Source organism: Pontibacter chinhatensis (assembly GCF_900113285.1).
Classification (GTDB): domain Bacteria; phylum Bacteroidota; class Bacteroidia; order Cytophagales; family Hymenobacteraceae; genus Pontibacter; species Pontibacter chinhatensis.
Map to the genome: position 1 here is coordinate 688,364 of NZ_FOOT01000001.1, position 17,338 is coordinate 705,701.

Sequence of the window (17,338 nt, forward strand, 5' to 3'; positions counted from 1 at the left end):
TAAAGTATCTGTTTGTATTGCCACTAGAGACTACTCTAAAAGCTGGCTCAGTTCTTCACTACTTTACCTGAGTTAGCATATCTTCCAGAAGTCATTTTAAGCTGCTAAGTTTTATAAATCTTTCAGGCTATACTTTTTCATACATAATCATACCAATTTTGCTATATTCCCTCTGATTATGTGCGACTACCTGTTTGGTGCTATTGCGTACATAGCAGATAGGAAGCCTGCCTTAAAAAGCACTGATAAACGCTTGCCCTACTTCTACCCTTACTATGAAATTAACACAAGTCCGCTCCACCCCGCTTTATTACCTGTATCGATTCGGCTTATTCCTGTTTATTCTTTGCCTGGCGGCGTGCCGCAGCAACAGCGACGAACTGCGGCTGCAAAGTAAAAACTTCGAACAGGAAATTGCCCGGGAGCAGAACCTGGTGTTTACCTTTGATAAAGATTTAGTGGGCGACTCGCTACTGAACAGATGGGACACGATTCCCTACCTGACCATCACGCCCAAGGTGGCCGGCAAGTATAAATGGACAGCTCCGAACGAACTGGTTTTCTCGCCGGACAAGTCCTTTGCCCCTACCACTGACTACAAGGCTGAACTGACCGAAAACCTGCTCCGGCACGCCGCCACCAAGTATAAAATCCCTGCCGGACAAGGCTTCACTTTCCATACCCCTTACCTCCGGCTGCAACAGGTGAAAAGCTATTGGGTAGCCAACGAGAACAGTCCGAACCAGCTGGAGGCCAGCCTACAGCTCGACTTTAACTATCCGGTGCTTTTTCAGGAGCTTCGGGAGCATTTAAAAGTATATGCCGGCACCAAAGAACTGCCCGTAGAGCTGACCAGCGGCAACCGCGACAACATCACGATAAGGGTAAAGAATGTGGAGGGGCAACAGGACAAGGAAATTCCGCTGCGTCTAAGTATAGCCAAGGGCCTGAGCGTGGCCGGCAGTACCAACCAGTCCGACCAGACCATCCAGCGGGATGTGTTGCTACCCAGCCGCCAGCGCATGATGGTAGCAGAAGTGCTTACGGCTTTAGAAGAAGGGCAGGAGCGCATTTACATCCTCACCACACAACCTGTTACCAACAGCAACATTGGCAACTTAATTGAAGTGAGTCCAAGACGGGAGTATACCGTGGAGCGCCTGCAGAATGGCCTGGTGCTGAAAGGAAATTTCAACCAGAGCAGCACCTATACCCTCACCCTATCGGGCGACCTGATGGGGATGGAGGGCAAACCGATGGGCCGGCCTTACCGGCATAGCGTGACCTTTGCCAGCGCACAACCCGGCATCAGTTTCGCCAGCGGCAAGAGCATTTACCTCAGCAGCCAGGGGGCACGGAATCTCGCCCTAAACTTGAACCAGGTGCCGCGCATTAAGGTAAGCATCAGCAAAGTATACGAAAACAACATTTTGCACTACCTGCGCGAGGGCAAAATGTACGACGGCTATTACGACGAGGAGACCGAGGAATACTATTCCAGTTCCTACTACGACGTGAACGAGAACAACGGCAACACGCTTTTCGAGCGCGAGTACAGCACCGAAAGCCTGCGCAAGCAGGGCAGTTCCTACCTGCTCAACCTTAACCTGAACGACCTTGATTTCGACAGCCAGTTCAAGGGTTTGTACGTCATCACCGTGGCCAGCACCGACAAAAACTGGCTGAAGGATTCCAGAATCGTATCGGTGTCGGACATCGGTCTGATTGCCAAACAGGGCAAAAATGAAGTGGTCGTGTTTGCCAATTCCATCCGGGAGGCGACGACTATGGAAGGTGTGGAGATTCGCTTCATCAGCACGAACAACCAAGTGGTGCACCTAGCCACGACGGATAAGGACGGGGTCGCCCGGTTCAGCAACATAAGCCAGGCAGCGCCGGACTTCAAGATGGGGATGATTACGGCCCGCAAAGGTGATGATTTTAACTACATGCCTTACAGCCAGACGCAGGTAAACACCTCCCGTTTCGAGGTGGGTGGCAAGCGGCTGAACGACCTGAATTATGACGCCTTTATTTACGGTGACCGCGACCTCTACCGTCCCGGCGACACAATTCACGTCAACACCGTGGTGCGTACGCCGGACTGGAAAACGGTGGCCGGATTGCCTGTTAAAGTGAAGCTGCTCTTGCCCAACGGCAAAGAGTACCGCAGCACCAAAGGCAAACTGAACAAGCAGGGCGCCAGCGAGACCAGTTTTATTCTGAATGGAGCGGCCGTGACAGGCACCTATACCTTGGAAGTATATTCGGGCAACGATGTGTTGCTGAGCGCCAAAAAAATCGGTGTGGAAGAGTTTATGCCCGACCGCCTGAAGGTGACAGCTACGCTGAACAAAAGCACTTATAACGCCGGCGAGAAGCTGGTGCTGAATCTGACAGCCCAAAACCTCTTCGGTCCGCCCGCTGCCAAACGCAACTACGAGGCCCAGCTAAGCCTGAAAAAGAAGACCTTCGAAGCCAAACGCTACGCCGACTATACCTTCGACATCCATACCTCCGGTTCCATCAACATCCAGACCAGCACCCGCCAGGGAGAAACCGATGCGCAGGGCAAAGGACAGGAAGTGTTTGAACTGGAGAATTTCCAGGACATCGGTCTGCTGGACGGTTCACTTTATACTACGGTGTTTGATGAAAGCGGTCGCCCGGTTAACCGCCTCAGCAAGTTTGATGTAAGCACGCAGCAGGCCTTCTTCGGCATCAAAAATTTTGATGATTACGTGAGCACCCGCCGTGCGATGAACATCCCACTGATTGCCCTGGACCGTAACGGCTCGCCTGTTTCCACCACCGCCCGCGTGCAGCTGGTGCGCTATACCTACGAGTCGGTGATAGAGCGCTACAGCGACGAGTATAACTATAAATCGCAGCGCAAAGAGAACGTTATCAGCAGCCAAACTTTAGCCATACCTGCCACCGGCGCTACGTTCAATTTCACGCCAGTATCGTCTGGCGAGTATGAAATAAGGGTGATGCGCCCGGGCGCCTACAACTACGTGGCGCAGGAATTCTACGCCTACGGTTGGGGCGACACCGAAAGTACTTCCTTTGCCGTGAACACAGAAGGCGAAGTGGACATCTCGCTGGACAAAGAAAAGTATGAAGTAGGCGAGCAGGCCAAGGTGCTGTTTAAGTCTCCGTTTGCCGGAAAGATTCTAGTAACAGTGGAGCAGAACAATGTGCTCAGCTACTATTACCTCAAAACCGACAAGAAAGCCGCTTCGCTCACCTTGCCTATCAAAGACGAGCACCTGCCCACGGCCTACATCACGGCCATCGCGCTGCGCCAGGTAAAGGACAACCAGATGCCGCTGACCATCGCCCGAGGTTTCAAGCCTTTGACCGTTACCAAAAAGAGTACGAAATTGGACGTGGCCATACTTGCCCCGGAGGCTTCCCGCTCCAGCCGCGTACAGCAGGTGAAGGTTAAAACCGCCCCGAATGCGGAAGTGACGCTGGCCGTGGTAGATGAAGGCATCCTGCAGATAAAGGATTACCAGACACCTGACCCGCATGGATTCTTTTACCAGAAGCGCGCGCTGGAGGTGACCGGCTATGACCTCTACCCCTACCTGTTTCCCGAGATAGGCAACCGTTCCAGCACGGGCGGCGACGGCTACGACCTGGCCAAGCGCATCAATCCGCTTACCAACAAGCGGGTAAAACTGGTGTCGCTGTGGAGTGGGCAGTTAAAGTCAAACAGCAACGGCGAGGCAACAGTAAACGTGCGTATACCTGAGTTTTCGGGAGCGGTGCGCCTCATGGCCGTGGCTTACAAGGACAATGCTTTTGGCTCTTCTGAAAAGATGATGCGCGTGTCGGACCCGGTTGTGGTTAGCACAGCGCTCCCTCGCTTCGTGAGTCCACGCGATACGATTCTGGTGCCGGTAACCCTGAGCAATACCACCGCCAACAAAGCCACAGCCGCCAGCACCATCACGGTGACAGGTCCCTTGCGTGTAGTGGGCGAAATCAAGAAATCAGCAAGTATAAATCCGAATGCGGAAGCGCAGGTTACTTATAAACTCGTAGCAACACCAGCTATTGGACAAGCAACAGTAAAGGTCGCGGTGAATGCGCTGAACGAGCAATTTGTGAGTAATACCGATATCACCGTTCGCCCTATCGCCCCGCTAACCAAAGTAACGGAGGCTGGAAGTATAAAAGACGGCGCCACGGCCGACATCAAACTGGCCAACGACTTCATCCCTTCTTCGGTATCGGCCAAGCTGGTGATAAGCCGCTCACCCTTGGCGCAGTTTACGGATGATATTACCTTCCTCTTGCGCTATCCGCACGGTTGCCTGGAACAGACGACCTCCACCGCTTTTCCGCTTTTATACTATACCGATTTGGCCCGCTCCCTGAACCAGGACCAGAAAGGCCGCACGTTTAACCCGAACTACCTGGTGCAGGAGGCCATCACCAAAATTGAGCTGATGCAGCAGTACGACGGTGGCTTTACCTACTGGCCGGGCGCTACCTACACTGACTGGTGGAGCAGCACCTACGCCACGCACTTCTTGCTCGAGGCCAAAAAGGCTGGCTACCCGGTTACGCAGGAGGTGCTGGACAAGGCCTTGCGCTACCTGCAGCAAAAAGTAAAAGGCAAGGCCCTGGAAGAATACCGCTACTACGACGCCAAGCGCCAGGTGCAGAGCAAGTACATTGCCGCCCGCGAAACGACTTACTCGCTGTATGTGCTCAGCATCGCCGGTCAGGTGGACTGGTCTACCATGAACTACTATAAGGCCAAGCCGGAACTGCTGTCGCTGGATGCGCGCTACCTGCTGGCCAGCACCTATGCCCTGAACGGCAGTCGCGAGAGCTTTAACCAGATTCTGCCCCGCTCCTTCTTCGGCGAAACCTCGGTACGCGCCCTGGGCGGCAGCTTCTACTCTCCGCTCCGCGACATGGCGATTTCGCTGAACAGCTTAATAGAAGCGGACCTGGACAACCCGCAGATTGGCACCATGGCGCGGCATTTATCAGATGAACTGCGCTCCAAGCGCTGGTACAACACCCAAGAACGGGCCTTTGCGCTGATGGCGTTGGGCAAGCTGTCGAGCCAGAACCAGGGCAACCAAACCGCGCAGGTATACCAGAACGGTAAGCAAATCGGCACTTTCACCGGCAAGGACCTGACCTTAACGAGCAACATCGGCAGCGGCCCTATCAGCATTCGCGGCAAGGGCAACGGCAGCCTGTATTATTTCTGGGAACTGGAAGGCATTAGTCAGAGTGGCGATGTAAAGCGCGAAGACAACTACCTGAAAGTGCGCAAAACCTTCTTCGACCGAAATGGCAAAGAAATTACCGACAACACCTTTAAGCAGAATGATTTGGTAATCGTGCGGGTAGAGCTGCAATCGCAGGATGGCCGAAGTATACCCAACGTGGCCATCACCGACATGCTGCCAGCCGGCTTTGAGATAGAAAACCCACGCCTGATGACTGCCCGCGAGTTTAGCTGGCTGGAGGCTCAAAAACCCGCCACACCAGATTACATCGACATCCGTGATGACAGAATCAATCTTTACGCCACCGCAAAACCGGAGCAGCAGTACTTCTTCTACCTAGTGCGTGCCGTCTCGAAAGGTGATTTTCAGTTAGGCCCGATTGGGGCGGATGCCATGTATAATGCGGAGTACCATAGTTACTCGGGGGGAGGCGTTGTGAGAGTTAAGTGAGTTTAGGGGTTTAGGAGTTAGAGAGTTTAGGAATGGATTCGTAGGGACAGGTCGCGACCTGTCCGAATCGTGCACGATTGACACACCCCTGCCCCTCTCGAGAGGGGAATCTCTGCCTCTAACTATTTACAGGTAAAAGCATTGTAGCATATGAACCTCTGGCAGATATAGCAAGACAAACTTACACTTAAACTCTGAAACAGATAGCGGTGCCAGGCGCGCCAAAATATTACCCCTGCTCTTTCGGATTTGTAATCCGAAAGTAGGTTAACAGCGGATTTGCAATCCGCAACCGCAAAGGCAGTAGCTACTGGTGGAGCGGCGGATTACAAATCCGCACTTCCCAAAGCTCCGGATTGCAAATCCGGAGCAGCGTAGCAGAAGTCCTTAGGAAAACAGCAATTAAAACCTACATGCCAACACAAAAGCCAAAGTATAACCCAAGCCAGCGGCTGCTAAGGTATAGCAAGCCCTGTCTCAGGTATACTTTATACATTGGGTTGATGCTTTGCCTTGCCTTTGCCATTCTCAACCACCTCTACCCACTTAAAATAAATATTTCCTACTCCCCCGTCATCACGGCTTCCGATGGCAGCATTATTAATGCCTTTTTGAGCCGGGACGATAAGTGGCGGATGCAGTTGGAGCCAGATGAACTGAGCCCTGTTCTGAAGAAGGCGGTGCTGCTGAAAGAGGATAAGTACTTTTACTACCACCCGGGCATTAACCCCTTTGCCATTGCCAGAGCTTTTGCGAACAACGTCTTTCAAAATAAAAAAACCTCCGGTGCCTCGACCATTACCATGCAGGTGGCCCGGCTGCTTTACCCGCAGCAGCGCACCTATGCCAACAAGCTAACTGAAATGTTCCGGGCGATGCAATTGGAGTGGCATTACAGCAAAGACGAAATCCTGCAGCTATACCTGAACCTGGTGCCTTTCGGTGGTAACATTGAAGGCGTCAAGGCAGCCTCTGTTTTATACTTCCAGCAGTCGCCGAGGCAACTAAGTTTGGCGCAGGCGGTGACGCTGACGGTTATACCTAACAAGCCCTCTTCGCTGCGGATTGGCGAGCAGAACGAGCGGATTGTGGCGTTTCGGAATAAATGGTTGAAATACTACCAGGAGCAAGGGGCATTTCCGGCTGCAGAGATTGAGGATGCTTTACTGGAGCCATTGGAAGCACGCAGGCAGGAAGCACCCAAAGTAGCGCCGCATTTTGCCTACCGCATGTACCGCAAGTATAAAAACCAGTCCACTATTAAAACCACGCTGAACCGGCAGGTGCAGGAGAAAGTGGAGCAGCTGGCCTACAACTACATGCAACGGCTGCGCTACCAAAACATTCACAACGCGGCCGTACTGGTCCTCAACAACCAAACCGGGGCGGTAGAGGCCTACCTGGGTTCTGCGGATTTCAATGATTTTGCGCACCACGGACAGGTCGACGGTGTGCGGGCCATTCGCTCGCCGGGCAGCACCCTGAAGCCGTTTCTTTATGCTACCGCTTTTGATAAAGGTATACTTACGCCGAAAACCGTCATCACGGATGTGCCCGTGGATTATGCCGGGTATCGCCCGCAAAACTTCTTCGGCAACTACAACGGCAAAGTCACGATAGAACATGCGCTTGCCACTTCGTTCAACGTGCCCGCCGTGAAAGTGCTCGACCAACTCGGGGTTTATACTTTTGTGCAGAAGCTGAAGCAGGCAGAGTTTTCGCAGATGAAGCAGATGGGTAACCAGCTTGGTCTCTCGCTGATTTTGGGGGGATGCGATGTAAAGCTGGAGGAGCTGACCTTGCTGTACGCCGCCTTTGCCAACCAGGGCAGGTATAGCTCTATCCGCTGGCTGCAGCACGACACAACGCAAACGGAAACGCAGCTGCTTTCACCCGCATCAGCCTATATGGTGAGTCAGATTCTGACGCAGCTCACGCGCCCCGACTTGCCGCACAACGCACATAACAGCCCGAACCTGCCCAAGATTGCCTGGAAAACCGGCACCTCCTATGGCCGCAAGGACGCCTGGAGCATCGGCTACAACAAGAAGTATACAGTAGGGGTCTGGGTCGGCAATTTCTCCGGCGAGGGCGTACCAGAACTCAACGGCACCGACTCAGCCACGCCCCTGCTCTTCGACATCTTCAACAGCATCGACTATAATTCCTCTGACGGGTGGTTCCAACAGCCCAAAGGCATTGGTTTAAGAGTGGTGTGCACCGAAAGCGGTAGCCCGGCCAACAGCTTCTGCAAAAACCAGGTGCTCGATACGTTTATACCCGGCATCTCCTACACGCAAAAGTGCAGCCATTTGAAGAGGATTGCCGTTTCCGTCGATAAAAAGTATAGCTATTGCACCAGTTGCCAGCCGGCGACAGGCTTTGTGCAGCAACTCTACCCCAACCACGCGCCGGAGCTGCTCACGTTTTACGATGCTGAGCGGATACCCTACCAACAGATTCCGGCGCACAACCCCACTTGCAGCCGCATCTTTAAAGAACATGCCCCGGTTATCGCGTCTCCGGCTTCCGGCATGGAGTATATTCTGGAACGGGAAGAACGCCAGCAACTGATGCTGCACAGCAACACCCACAACGAGGTGAAGCAGGTATACTGGTATATCAACGATAAATTCCTGCGCGCCACTGCCGCCAACGAGAAGATGTTTTTTGAGCCACAGAGGCCCGGCAAGTATAAAATCTCCTGTACCGATGACCAGGGCCGGAATACGGATAGCTATATCACAGTCAGCTTTCTGTAAAGTATAAGGACATCGATTTTTATACTTTGTCCGTGCGTGCTATTTCCCCTAAACACACCACAAATGAAACTACTCCCACCCTAGTTATCTACTTCCCGCAAGGCGGGGCGGGTATCTTGGCTGTCGCGCTTTTCATAGGCTACCCGGAATGCAGATAGATCCGGCTTATACTTGCGCTCCCTTGCCAGTTCGTGCTGGTAAATAACCTGCCCCAGGCTGTGGAGGAAAGGATAGCCCAGGGTGTCGTAGTCATACTTGCCATCGTTTATCACGCCATCGCTGTTCACATACACCGTGGCCGATAGCATGTACTCCACCTGGTTCTCAAAATCAACCACATACGACACATCCGTCATAAAGCCATAGGACCAGCCCACCTTGTTGAACACCCGAACCTGCTCCGGCATACGGTGCGTGCTGTCCCGGAAAAAGAACTTGACGTAGCTGTCGTAAAAAGCCGCCGTGTCATACTTTGGGTAGGGCGTCTCGGAAGGATATTGCGACAGGTAGCGGTACAGGAAGTTGTAATCATCCTGCGTGAGGTTAAACCGTTGCTTTTTGGGCACCGACGCCGGGAACATCACCGACTGCAGTAGCTGCTGCATATCCTCCAGCGGCATATTATTATGTATCGTAAAATCGAAAGGGCCGTTCACCAGGCTGTCGTTGCTGTCGAAGTGGGCTTTTCCTAACTTTATTTCCTTGCTAAAGTCGATGGGGTTTGGGTTGTATGCGGCTGGCTGGCTATACCTGGTTGTGCCGTCGGGGTTTAAAAAGCGGACGGGGTTGGTATGGCGGTTCTGCTCCGTAGTAAAGCCCATGAACTGCCGCACAATGCGGGAATCCTTGTAGCCTTTGCGACGAAGGTTTTCGTTTATCTCCTGCTGGCCCACGAACTGATAGAGCCGGTTGTACGGATCGTTCTCACTGATCAGCAAGGCCCGCTTGATGAGGTGCGCAATGGACGGCATCCCGTTCTCGGAGGAGGCATCCTCGTAAAGCGGCCGCTGCCCCACATAACTGCTATCGAACACCACAGGCGTATACTTGTCAATGCCTGCTTTGCGGAGCGTATTCAGTTTCTCCAGCGCCATAAAAGCCAGGGGCATCTTCACCATGGAGGCCGGGTTAAAGTATAAATCCGGATCGTAGTTGAAGTAATGATTTCGGAAAGAGGGCTTGTTGCGCTTATCCCGGTTAATCTCGGTGTAGATGATTTGCACGCGGTAGGCTTCCGGGTTGCTGAGCAGCTTGTTCACGTTGTGGTTGCCCGCGCTGGTGAGAATCTCCCGTAGGTGCTTATCTGTTTTTCGCTGAGACATAGCCGGTTGAAGTACGCACGTTAGCAGTGTGAGGAGAAGTATAATTCTTGCCATAGGATGAGGTTTCGGTAAGCGCCATCAAGGTATTTTTCTGAAATATATTGCTTTCTATAGATACGGCAAAGCTCCTGGGTTCCTTCATCGTAACTTATCATATTTCGCCCATACTTTCACCTCGCTCCTCCCGGACGCGTATTGTCCTTAACCAAACACACCATTTTTTTCCGGAAGTATAAAAGGCATCGCTGATGATTTACAAGCTACTGGTCGTGCTCACGTATTTTATACTTTACGTAACCTTGCTGCCGCTCTGGAGGCACACGGCCTGGTGGGTGCGTGGCCTGGATTTCCCGCGCTTTCAGTTCATGCTGCTGGCCTTTTTCCTGCTCTTGGCCGACCTGTTTTTCCTCGATTTCGCCCACTTTAGTTCCTGGCTGATGGCTGGCTCGGCGCTCGGCTGCTTCTGCTTTCAGTTTGGCTGGATATTGCCCTACACCAGGCTTTTTCCCATGGAGGTGAAACCGGCGCGGAACCGGTACGAGGCCAACAGCATCCGCGTGCTTACGGCCAATGTACTGATGACAAACCGCAACGCCGAAAGTCTGATAGCTTTGGTTAAAAAGTTTGAGCCGGATGTGCTGGTAACGCTGGAGACAGACCTGTGGTGGGAAGAAAAACTGCGCGTGCTGGAAGAGGAGTACAAGTATAGTATAAAATGCCCCTTGGACAACCGCTACGGCATGCACGTTTACTCCAGGCTTCCGATGGAAGATACGGCCATACAATTTCTGGTAGAGCCGGATGTGCCCTCTATGCACGCGCTGGTAGAATTGAGATCGAATGTAAAAGTTCGCTTCCATTTTATGCACCCGGCCCCGCCCAGCCCCACCGAAAACCCGGCCTCCTCAGAGCGCGACGCCGAACTGCTGGTGGTGGGCAAGAGCGTGGCCGACGAAACGGACCCTATCATCATCACCGGCGATTTGAATGATGTGGCCTGGTCTGCCACCACACGGCTTTTCCGGAAAATCAGCGGCCTGCTGGACCCACGCATCGGGCGGGGCATGTTCAATACCTTCCATGCCGGCATTTTCTTTGCGCGCTGGCCGCTAGACCACCTTTTTCACAGCGAGCACTTTACCCTGGCCCATATCGAGCGGCTCCCATACTTTGGCTCCGACCACTTCCCGATGCTGGTCGAGCTGGTGTATGACGTGGCGCATGGGGCAGAGCAGGAAGGCCTGCAGGCGGACGAGGAAGATCACAGTTGGGCAGAAGCGAAAATGGACGTGCATGAGGTGGAGGAGTCGCATGTGCACGAGCCAGGGAAGTAAGTTGCTAACTCCAGTGCATTTACCTGTCCATCGCAAGAAATGGAGCAGCAAAATCCGGGGCAGATTAGTATCTTACAACATCCTTACTCTAAAGCAAGAAACGATGATCAAAACAACCGGGTGGAGGTTCTTTCTCCTGACATTTATACTTTTATCCGCTGCCACCAGCAGCTACGGCCAGGCAGCGAAGGCCGAGGCAGAAATCAGGAGCATCATGCAGCAGTATGACGTGGTGGGCCTTTCGGTGGCCGTTGTGCAAAAAGAAGACATCGTCTACGCTAATTCCTTTGGGCTGAAGGACCTGGAAACCAGAACGCCGCTCAGCAACAGCGACATCTTCCGGATTGCCTCTATCTCCAAGTCGTTCACCGCCACGGCCCTGCAGCAGCTGGCAGAGGCCGGTAAATTATCGCTGGAGGATGATGTAAGTAATTTACTTGGATTTAAAGTAAGGAACCCCAGATACCCGGAGCAGGTCATTACCTTGAAAATGCTGCTTTCCCATACGTCCAGCATCAACGACAGCCAGGGCTACTTCACACTCGATTCCATCAACCCAGCCAAAAACCCGGAGTGGGAGAAATGCTACAACAGCTACGCGCCAGGCACGGATTACCAGTACTGCAACCTCAATTTTAACATGGCCGGCACCATACTTGAAAAAGTATCAGGTGAGCGGTTTGACCAGTACGTAAAGCACCACATCCTGGACCCGCTGGGCCTGTACGGTGGGTACAATGTTGACTCGTTGGACGGCAGCCGCTTCACCACGCTCTACGCCTATAATGCCGACTCGAACAGCTTCTCCCCCTCCCCATCGGCCTATGCCCCGCGCCGGGAGGCCATCCGGAGCTATGTGATGGGCCAGAGCACTCCGATATTCTCCCCTACCGGCGGCATGAAAATCTCCGCCACTGATCTGGCCAAGTACATGGCCATGCATATGAACAAGGGCGAGTATAAAGATACGCGCATCATCTCTAAAAAGAGCGCCAGGCAGATGCAAAAGGAAATTGCCAGCAACGGCTACGGCCTGGCCCTAACCACCGCAAAGGACCTGATACCAGGCAAGAAACTGAAAGGGCACACCGGCTCGGCCTACGGCCTCTATAGCGCGATGTTTTTTGATCCGAAACAGAAGTATGGCTTTGTGGTGATCACCAACGGATGCAGCGCCCCGGACAGCGATGAGTATAACAAGGCCCTGGCCGCCACCATCAACAGCCTTTACCGGCATTTGATTGATAAATAACTGATGTAGCCTTCGACTCAGGTTGTATTCAGAAGTGCCTTGCCTATACTTTAAAAACTGGCGTTATGCTCAACCTACTCCCACGAGCAGGGACAATTCATACTTTTCACTTTGTCATCCTGAAAGGATCTTGGTAGCCAGTAGTAAAGGCTTAACCTCCCTTCTACCAAGTTTCTCAACAGAATGACAAGTTGTAAAAGGCCCTGTGAGTAGAGTGCCCCAGCGCTGCCCCTCCTGGCAGTGTTGTTTTTACGCTTTTACCGAGAACAGCAAATCGTGCCTTGGGTATAAAATTAAATGCCCCGGGATTCATCACCAGTGCACAGCATACTTTGTGATGCTCTGCAAAAAGATGAAGCCTAGGGCTCTTTACATACTTCCGGCAGGTATTTATACATTCCAAACCAAAGGTACCAGCTAGAAAGTATAAATGCCGCTTAAGCAGAGTTCCGCTCGGCGTTGATGATACCGAAGGAGCAGCGCACAACCAGCTTTTCGTATACTTTTTTTGCCTCTGTGGCCTGCTGTTCCTCCAGCTCCCTTATTTTGGCCAGGGCAAACTGCTGTATCGTGATAAGTGGCAGCTCGATGCGCTGGCGCATGTTTATCGAGAGCATGTCGAGGGGCTTATCGGCCATGAGCGTGTCGGCCCCGGCCAGTAGCAACACATACTTTCTGGTACGCTCATACTCTTCATAGATCTGCTTCCAGAGCGGCCCGTAGGTTGGATGCTCGGCCAGATAGGCGGTAACCGGGAAAAAGCACTTTTTCATAGCCATTTCGCAGTTATCGAGCAAGGTTTTAAAGTATAGCGAACTCCTGTACAGCTGCTGCACTCTGGGCCAATCGCCTCGCTCGTGCAGCGCTTCCAGGGCCTTGCCCACTCCGTAGTAACCGGGCAGGTTCTGCTTCAGCTGGCTCCAGGACCCCACATAGGGCACAGCACGCAGGTCATCCAGGTTCAGCTTACCGGATTTGCGCTTGGAAGGGCGACTGCCGATGTTGGCCTCGCCGTAGTAGCGCAGCGGGCTCACATAGTTCAGGTACTCCAGGAAAACCGGGTGGTTCTTCAGTTCAACATAGGCTTCATAGCTTACCTCGGAGAGTTCCTGCAGCAGCTGGTCATCTTCCTGAGAAAGGGTAAGTTGCTTGCGACTGAACAAGGTGTTGCTGATACCCGCGTGCAGCAGCTGCTCCAGGTTAAACTGTGCCGCATCCACCGAACCAAAGTTAGAGCTGACCGTCTGCCCCTGTATCGTCAACTGAATTTCTTTATTGGCGATATTGCTGCCCAGTGAGGCATAGAACTGCTGTGTTTTTCCGCCACCGCGTGCAGGTGGACCTCCCCTGCCATCAAAGAAGACAACCTCTACACCATAGTCGCGGCTAACTTTCGTCAGGTCTTCCTTGGCTTTGTAGATACTCCAGTTGGCCATTAGATAACCGCCGTCCTTGGTACCGTCCGAGAAGCCAAGCATAATCGTCTGGACATTGCCGCGCCGCTCGAGGTGGCTCCTGTAGGCCGGCTGCTCATACAGTTCCCGCATCACATCGCCGGCATTCCGCAGGTCCGTGATGGTTTCAAAGAGCGGCACGATGTCCACCCGTATCTCCTCTGCCTGCCAGCCGGTGAGTCGGAACAGCCCATATACTTCCAACACGTTCAGCGCGTTGGTGCAGTGGCTGATAATGTAGCGGTGGCATCCCTCCTCCCCGTTACGCTCCTGAATGGTACGCATCACATCCACTGTCTGCAGCGTGTCCTGCAACAGATCCTCGTCAGCGAATATGTCTGTCTTTATACTTTCACTAATGGCTAGCAGGGCGCTTATTTTTTCCTGCTCCGGAAGGTCCGCATAGTCCGCAGGCAGCAGCTTGGTGCGCGCTGCCACTTGCTCGTACAAGTGAGCGTGTACGGATGAGTCCTGCCGGATATCCAGGGAAGCAAAGAACAAACCGAAAAGCTCCACCTTGTGAATGAGCGCCTCCACCAAGCTCAGGAACAGGCTGTTGTGCTCCTCAAGCAGCAATTGCCGGATTTGTACAAGCGGCTCCAGTATGGCTTCCTGCTTCAAATCGAGTTTGTAGCCGGGCACAAACAGGTTGTTGTACAGCTTGGCTTCCAGATCCTTTACAATGTCCTCCACTCCTTTAAACGTCAGCCTTCTGCGGAGTTGGCGCACATCGCGGTAGTAGGCCCTTATGACAGAACTGCGCAGCGCGTCGGCTACCTGCAGCGTGGTATCAGCCTTCACAAAAGGGTTCCCGTCCCGGTCCCCGCCCGGCCAGAAGCCCATCCGTATGAGCTTCATGCCTGGCTGCATGGCCTCCGGAAACTGGGCTGTTAGGTAAGAAATGATGTTGCCGGCGGCGCGGTAAAAAACGTTTTCCAGGAACCACACCAGGCTGACGGCTTCCTCATAGGGCGTGGGTTTCTCCTTTTTGAAGAAAGGCGTTTTGCCCAGTTGCCGCAGGTAAGAATGCGCCAGAGAGGTGTTGTCGCTCGCCAGGGCCTGCGACAAGTCGTTGATGATACCCAGCACATTGCTCGGGTAGAACTGCGTGGGGTGCGCTGTGAGTACCAGGCGCACGGCAAAGTCCTGCAACTTTTGCGCCAGCTGCTGCTGGGCATGCTCCTGCTGCACTGTGGCGCTCAACTGCTTCAGCGTGCCTAGGCCATGCAGGTCGTGGGTGTTTCGGAACGCCGCTTCTTCCAGCGCATCGAAAAGCACTACTTGCCGCTCTGCGTACTGCACGAACCGGAAAAGCAGGTCGTTTTGCTCCTGCTCTGTGCGGTAGCTGGTATACTGCTCAAAAAAGCTGCGGATAATTTCCTGGGGGCTCTGTTGCCGCTGAAACCCCTCTTCGCAATGCAGCACCAGCAACGACAGCAGCACGCCTGTTTTCTCGACCCGGTGAAAGGGCAATGAGGAGAATAGGCTGTTATACATTTCGTAACGCGTACCCACCAGGATGTTGAAAGCGTCCAGGCTGGCATCGGCGCGCAAAGTTCGGGGAGTGGTCATAGGCTTAAAGTTTGGTAAGTCCTTAGCCTAAATTAACTCAAAAAATTCGGAGTTTTTGCAACGCCGCCTGCATAACCTGTAAATGAAAGTATAAATGAGTGATTGAAACGGGTGGATGAAGCTTTCAGAACAGCCGCATCTATACTTGTGAAACCACCATACTTTGGCAACCTATACTTGCGGTATGGCAGCCAGGGAAAGTATAAAGTCGAGTGCCGGCCATTTATACTTTGGAAGAATCTATAGCCACTTACTCAGCAGGGTCTTTAGTTCTCTGGGCGTAAATGGCTTGCATAAGTGATCATTCATACCAGCCTCCAGGCTTCTAGCAATATCCTCTTTATAAGCACTGGCAGAGAAAGCAATAATGGGGCAGGTGATATGGGCACGCCTCAGTTTGCTTGTAGCTTCCAAGCCATCCATCTCCGGCATCTGGATATCCATAAAAATTAGATCGAACGCATCTGCCAACGCAAGTTGCACCGCTTCTGCCCCGCTTTCAGCCGTTGTTACCTGCGCGCCGAAATTTTCCAGTACATCCTGCATCAAGAACACGTTTATCGGATTGTCGTCCACCACAAGCACCTTGGTTGGTTTGCTAAACGTGAAACTGACATCGAACTCCTCCTCCGGCTCCATGGCATCGGCAGGCAGTTTCCCGACGCTAATGGTAAACCAGAAGGTAGCTCCCGTGGCTGCTCCGGCAGGAGGGCTGACTACACCCATCTCGCCCTGCATCAGACGCACGAGTTTTTTGCAGATGGCCAGCCCCAGGCCAAAGCCGCCAAACTTACGCGACACAGCCTGGTCGGACTGTGTGAATGAGTCGAAAATCAGTTCCTGCTTGTCAGCAGGTATGCCTACGCCCGTGTCCGTTACCGCAAATTTCAAGGTAATGGATTCGTTCTCACTTGTAGCCGCATCCAGCGCAGCGTGCATGGTTATACTTCCCGACTCGGTAAACTTAATGGCGTTGCTGACGAGGTTGATGAGCACCTGGTTGATGCGCGTCGGGTCGCCCGCCACGACACGCGGAATGGCCTCATCAAAAGTATAGGCAAAGGACAAGCCCTTGCCTCTGGCCAGTTGCTTGTAAGGCTCCAGGTGTGAGGCAATCGCCTCCCGGATATCAAAGGCAATGGTTTCAACTTCTATCTTGTCCTGTTCAATACGGTGCAGGTCCAGAATGTCGTTGAGCAGTTTGGACAAGTTGCTGCCCGAGGTCTTGATTAAAGTGGCGTACTGCTTCTGCGTTTCGTTCAGCGGGGTGTCGATCAGCAGGTTGGTAAAGCCGAGGATACCGTTCAAAGGCGTACGGATCTCGTGACTCATGCTGGAAAGGAAATTGCTTTTTGCCTCATTTGCGGCCTCTGCCCTTTCTTTTGCCTCCTGCAGCTCCAGCTCTTTTTGCTTTATCTCGGTTATATCCTTGGCAATAATCAGGATGCCGCTGTGTTCCTGCCCGTTGTTTCTAAGAAAAGAAAAAGAGCACGATACCGGGATAGCCCCTTTGTTTTTGGAGGTGATGTAGAGCTCTACGTTCAGCAGTTTTCCTTTTTCCTCAAACTTTCTGATTTCCGCGGTTAGTTTCTCGCGGTCATCCTGCCGGAAAAGCGTGTCGAGGGGCAAACCGATGAGGTCAGCCTCCCTGAAGCCAGTCGCTTCCTCAAAGGCCTCGTTTACATTGCGTATGGTGAAATCGTTGTTGAGAATCAGCAGCATGTCCACCACGCCCTGGTAGATGCTCTGCATAAAGTCCCTGGATACGGTAGAGTTCTGAAGCTCCTGCCCCAGCATGTTGATGCCCGAGATAACCGCATCCAACTCATCCCCCGTTTCAGACACATCCAGTTGATAGCCGAAATTACCATTGGCAACCTCGGCTATCAGTGTCATTATCTCTTCTATTCTCACCTTCAGGACTTTCACTA

At 52.9% G+C, this 17,338-nt stretch carries 7 protein-coding genes; 4 read left to right on the top strand and 3 right to left on the bottom strand.

Annotated elements, in window-relative coordinates; all coding sequences use genetic code 11:
- Positions 1–275 precede the first annotated feature (275 nt).
- Together BM040_RS02960 and pbpC are read left to right on the top strand one after the other, a co-directional pair.
- On the top strand, positions 276–5,711 hold the full coding sequence (locus tag BM040_RS02960; RefSeq protein ID WP_092098857.1) for an alpha-2-macroglobulin family protein: 5,436 nt from the start codon (positions 276–278) through the stop codon (positions 5,709–5,711).
- Positions 5,712–6,124: 413 nt separating this feature from the next.
- Complete coding sequence (pbpC, locus tag BM040_RS02965) at positions 6,125–8,473, top strand: penicillin-binding protein 1C (RefSeq protein ID WP_092098859.1); 2,349 nt, start codon at positions 6,125–6,127, stop codon at positions 8,471–8,473.
- An 80-nt stretch (positions 8,474–8,553) separates the two neighbouring features.
- Here the strand turns inward: pbpC and BM040_RS02970 are convergent, their stop codons facing one another.
- Positions 8,554–9,795, bottom strand: coding sequence for a serine hydrolase (locus BM040_RS02970; protein ID WP_245756077.1), 1,242 nt, complete (start codon positions 9,793–9,795; stop codon positions 8,554–8,556).
- A 248-nt stretch (positions 9,796–10,043) separates the two neighbouring features.
- Between BM040_RS02970 and BM040_RS02975 the strand changes: the two genes are divergently transcribed.
- Both BM040_RS02975 and BM040_RS02980 read left to right on the top strand, forming a co-directional pair.
- The gene (locus BM040_RS02975) at positions 10,044–11,129 is read left to right on the top strand and encodes an endonuclease/exonuclease/phosphatase family protein (protein WP_092098863.1); all 1,086 of its coding nucleotides are present in this window, start codon (positions 10,044–10,046) and stop codon (positions 11,127–11,129) included.
- A 103-nt stretch (positions 11,130–11,232) separates the two neighbouring features.
- Positions 11,233–12,381, top strand: coding sequence for a serine hydrolase domain-containing protein (locus tag BM040_RS02980; protein ID WP_092098865.1), 1,149 nt, complete (start codon positions 11,233–11,235; stop codon positions 12,379–12,381).
- 437 nt (positions 12,382–12,818) lie between these two features.
- Here the strand turns inward: BM040_RS02980 and BM040_RS02985 are convergent, their stop codons facing one another.
- The gene (locus BM040_RS02985) at positions 12,819–15,407 is read right to left on the bottom strand and encodes a phosphoenolpyruvate carboxylase (RefSeq protein ID WP_092098867.1); all 2,589 of its coding nucleotides are present in this window, start codon (positions 15,405–15,407) and stop codon (positions 12,819–12,821) included.
- Positions 15,408–15,647: 240 nt separating this feature from the next.
- Complete coding sequence (locus BM040_RS02990; RefSeq protein ID WP_092098869.1) at positions 15,648–17,336, bottom strand: PAS domain-containing hybrid sensor histidine kinase/response regulator; 1,689 nt, start codon at positions 17,334–17,336, stop codon at positions 15,648–15,650.
- Positions 17,337–17,338 lie beyond the last annotated feature (2 nt).

Coding starts and splice junctions, on each gene's coding strand:
- BM040_RS02960 (WP_092098857.1), top strand. CDS start 276: ATGAAATTAACACAAGTCCGCTCCACCCCGCTTTATTACCTGTATCGA.
- pbpC (WP_092098859.1), top strand. CDS start 6,125: ATGCCAACACAAAAGCCAAAGTATAACCCAAGCCAGCGGCTGCTAAGG.
- BM040_RS02970 (WP_245756077.1), bottom strand. CDS start 9,795: ATGTCTCAGCGAAAAACAGATAAGCACCTACGGGAGATTCTCACCAGC.
- BM040_RS02975 (WP_092098863.1), top strand. CDS start 10,044: ATGATTTACAAGCTACTGGTCGTGCTCACGTATTTTATACTTTACGTA.
- BM040_RS02980 (WP_092098865.1), top strand. CDS start 11,233: ATGATCAAAACAACCGGGTGGAGGTTCTTTCTCCTGACATTTATACTT.
- BM040_RS02985 (WP_092098867.1), bottom strand. CDS start 15,407: ATGACCACTCCCCGAACTTTGCGCGCCGATGCCAGCCTGGACGCTTTC.